General features: G+C 46.8%; 4 protein-coding genes. All 4 read right to left on the minus strand.

Annotated elements, in window-relative coordinates:
• Positions 1-1713 (minus strand): HAMP domain-containing protein (locus tag B3182_RS12885; RefSeq protein ID WP_292753009.1); only part of this gene is annotated, 1713 nt, incomplete at its 3' end.
• Positions 1698-2279 carry a DUF4390 domain-containing protein gene (locus B3182_RS12890; RefSeq protein ID WP_292358538.1) on the minus strand — a complete coding sequence of 194 codons (582 nt, stop codon included), beginning with the start codon at positions 2277-2279 and terminating at the stop codon, positions 1698-1700. The genes B3182_RS12890 and B3182_RS12885, both read right to left, overlap by 16 nt.
• Positions 2257-3564, minus strand: a complete 1308-nt coding sequence (gene rsmB, locus B3182_RS12895) for a 16S rRNA (cytosine(967)-C(5))-methyltransferase RsmB (RefSeq protein ID WP_292358537.1) — start codon at positions 3562-3564, stop codon at positions 2257-2259. Before rsmB ends, B3182_RS12890 begins: the two co-directional genes overlap by 23 nt.
• Positions 3557-4118 (minus strand): methionyl-tRNA formyltransferase (locus B3182_RS12900; RefSeq protein ID WP_292753012.1); only part of this gene is annotated, 562 nt, incomplete at its 5' end. The genes rsmB and B3182_RS12900, both read right to left, overlap by 8 nt.

The raw sequence follows: 4118 nt of genomic DNA on the forward strand, positions 1-4118 counted from the left end.
CACCGTTTCAAACTGTAAACCCGGGCTGCGGGCATAGTCGGAAAATTCATTGACCATATCTTTCATGGCCTCAACCTGCCGCACGATAGTATCAGTGAGCTTCTGTAAAGTCTCGGTTTGATCCGGTGGCACCAATGACGCGTATTTATGTTGTAAACGTTCAGCAGATAACTGAATGGGAGTAAGTGGATTTTTAATTTCATGTGCCAGGCGTCTGGCAACTTCGCCCCAGGCGGCATTTCGCTGTGCCTGTAACAGGGCTGTGATGTCATCAAATACAATCACCCAGCCGGTTTGACCGGGCAGGGGGGTACCATGACACATTAAGGTTTGACGACCTTTGGTTTGCTGCAGCTCTATCTGTTGTTGCCAGGCGACGGACTTGAAGGTGTAATTTTGAATCAGTAAGGCAAAGCTATGCAGATTGTCATTAAGCTTGGCCAGAGCATCTAAAGAGCTTTCCAGTCTTTGCTGTAAATTGACGCCCAGGATCTGACTGCTGGCCAAATTGGCGGTGCGTAGGTACAGATCATTATCAATGGTAATAACCCCGCTTGATAGGCTGCCCAATACAGTGGTCAGATAACTGGTCTGTTGTTCCAGTAAGCGATGGCTTCTGTCTGAGGCATTTCTGGCTTGTGTCAGGCGTTGGGTCATCTGGTTGAAAGAGCGTACCAGAAAACCGATTTCATCATGACCTGAGGCGGTAAGTTGCATATTGTAATTCCCTGAGGCAACAGCCTGAGTCCCTTCTGCCAGTTCCTGCAAGGGTTGAACCATACGTCGAGAGATCCATACCGCAAACCAGATTGAGGCGAGCATGGTCAGGAAAACTATCAGGCTCAACGTCAAGGTAAATATGGTCACTAACGGTTTGCGTAAATAGCTCAGCTCTTTATAGTCGGTATAGGCATCCTGAACATTTTTGCCCAATGAACTCAAATGGTCATTGACCGGAAAAGCCACATGTAAATAGCGTTCTTCGGCGAGAATGGATTTTCGTGGCAACATTACCGCTGCACGTAATTGCAGTTCATCATTAGCTGCCGGATCCAGACCTATATAGTCTTCACCTTGTTGCAGACGACGTACGATAGATTCATCAGGCGCATTGGGGATAATAATGGCCGGATTTTCAATGCTGGAGACTACCAGTCGACCTTGCATATTCCAGATACTGATTTCCAGTGCACCACTTAGTTGCACCAGTTCTCGCAGGCTATTGGTGAGTCGTGCGTCCGGTAGTTCTGATAATACACCGGCCATCATTCGTGTCTGACGGAGTAAGGTACGCATACGAATACCAAATGCGCTACGACTCAGTTCCAGTGAGTCCTCCAAAGCCTGTTCGACTTTTACATCAAACCAGCTATTGATGCCACGTTGCAGAAAATGTACGGAGAACCCGTAAACAATACTGGTAGACCCAACGATCAGCAGCACAAACAAGCTGACCAGTTTCAGTGTGAGGCGGGAGCCAGGCGCTTTGCGTTTGAAGTCACGGTAAAGTCGATATAACCCCCGGGCCAGGATCCCGGCCAGTAACAGCAGGCAGACTAGCCCCAGGCCAAAAATATAAAGAAATAAATCACTGAGACGAGAGGTGTCCTGGGTAGCCGCACTGAGCATGTAGGCCAATATTAATAATAATAAAGCCAGTGAAAAATACGGTGCAGTTCCCGAGCTGAGACCTCTTATTAATTGGAAGGCCATGCCACCTCATACCAATCGCTGGCTAAATCCCATTTATTTGACAGAAACGCTCCAGGCCGCATAGGCGAAGGCAGCGCGTTTAAATCAATCTGACTGCGAACTCTTAGAGTCAGGTCACTGGTATCTAGCGTATGTTGTGGTGGCAGACTGAAATCTTTAATCTCTCCCATGGCGCTTAATGCACTTTCCATGGTCGTAAAATTGCGATGCGTTTTGGTGTCCATGGAATGTAAGAGATATTGCTGAGACAAGTCGTGATAACGCAATACATAGCGTATTTCATTGGACCAGATATTACTCTGCCATTGCCACCATTCTCCCAGTACCGGATAACTTCTGATTAGCTGGATTTCCTGTACAAAGGTAATTGGCACTCCATTATAGAGGGCTTCTTTAACCCGGGCATTTAACGGGTAGCTGATAGAAGCATTCAATAGATAACCGTTGCCTGCCGGAGAGGTGCGTGCCTGTTCTATGTAAAATGTCTCAGCCTGTACGGTTTGCACAGAGACAAACAGCAACAAAAAAAACGCCAGAAGACGTTTAACGGTGACGTAGGCAGGCATAATAGAAACCATCCAGATGGTTATCTCCCGGTAGCAATTGATAGCCGAAGCTTACTCTTCGAGCTGGAGCCCGGGATGGAAGCTGCTCCATTGCCTCGGGCTGGCGTTGCAAAAATGCTTCTATCTGTAGTTCATTTTCCTGCTTCAAAGCAGAACAAGTGGTGTAAATTAACAAGCCATCCGGTTTCAGTAATGGCCATAAATTATCCAGCAATGCTTGCTGCTGTCTGACCAACTGTTCGATATCTTCTGCTTTTCGAAGCAGTTTTATATCCGGATGCCGTCTGATAACACCACTGCCAGTACATGGCGCATCAATCAATATACGGTCAAATTGTTCACCATTCCACCAGTTTTGTGGATTGCTGGCATCCGCTGCGAGACAATTTGCCGATAAATTCAATCGTGACAGATTTTCCTCAACCTGCTTGAGCCGCTCCTGACTGATATCCACAGCGATAACTTCATTATTTGGAAATCTTTCCAGAATATGACAGGTTTTTCCACCCGGTGCCGAACAGGCATCGAGAATGCGCTGGTTTGGTTGTAAATCAAGTAAATCAACTACTTGTTGCGCGGCACCATCCTGCACAGAAACCGCACCTTCTACAAAACCTGGCAAAGCAAATACATCACAGGCTTGTTGCAGCAAGATCCCTTGAGGACAGTTTTCAATCGCGATGCCAGGAATGGTGGCTTTTTCTAATAACTCCAGATATTCCGACTGGGAATATTCCCGGCTGTTAACCCGAAGCATCATCGGCGGTTGCTGATTGTTGGCCGACAAAATGTCTTGCCACAAATCTGGCCAGTCAGCCTGATATTTTTCAATCAGCCAGGCTGGATGAGCATATTCCGTCACTGTTTGTTCAGCCAGGGTTTCTTCCAATGTTTTCTGCTGGCGCTGATAATTTCGCAGACAGGCATTGATTAATCCGCTTGCCCATTGTTTGTTCAAGCGTTTACTGGCGTTAACCGTTTCTGACAGGGCGGCATGATCAGGTATGCGTAACGAGCGAAGCTGATATATACCCACCAGAAGCAAAGCCTGAACATCAGCATCTTTCGTTTTTAACGGTTTGGAAAGTAATTGCTGAAGGATGCTTTCAAGAGCAAAAAACCAACGGATTACACCATAGGTTAATTGCTGAAACAGGGGGCGTTGAGTTTCATCCAGTCGTTTACTGATATCTACAAAAGCGGTGTTTAATGATTGGCCTTGTATTACCCTCTGTATGACTAAAGCGGCGGCACTGCGTGGGCATAATAAATTACTTTTAGCCAAAATAGTCGCCTGCTTTTAAGGGATGCGCATTCAGAAAGTCATTGGTTGGCACGGCCTTTTTACCAGGTGCCTGGAGCGATAATAAGCGAATGACGCCATCCCCGGTTGCAACATCAATTCCCTGACGGTCTGCCTGGATAATGGTACCTGGTTTCATAGCATGGTTTTGTGAATCAACAACGGATGCCTGCCAGATCCGCAGCATTTTGTTTTGCCAGAGGGTTTGGGCAACCGGCCAGGAATTAAACGCGCGGATTTGCCTATCAATTTGCTGTGCTGATTGTGACCAGTCAATATTAGCTTCAGCTTTCAAGAGTTTAGAGGCATAGCAGCTTTCTCTGTCGTCTTGTGGAATAGCCTGAGATTGTAATTCCTCAAAGTTATTCAATGTTTCCAGCAGGGTGTTGGCACCCAGCAATGCCAGTTTGTCATGCAGTTGTTCGCCAGTATCATTTGCTTCTACGGCTATTTCTGCACGTTTGATAACCGGTCCGGTATCCAGTCCGGCTTCCATTTGCATAATACAAACACCGGTTTGTTTATCCCCAGCCAGG

Source organism: Methylophaga sp. UBA4204 (assembly GCF_002379485.1).
GTDB lineage: Bacteria > Pseudomonadota > Gammaproteobacteria > Nitrosococcales > Methylophagaceae > Methylophaga.

Excerpts from the sequence above, each read along its gene's own strand:
- B3182_RS12890 (WP_292358538.1), bottom strand. The coding sequence starts at position 2,279 with ATGCCTGCCTACGTCACCGTTAAACGTCTTCTGGCGTTTTTTTTGTTG.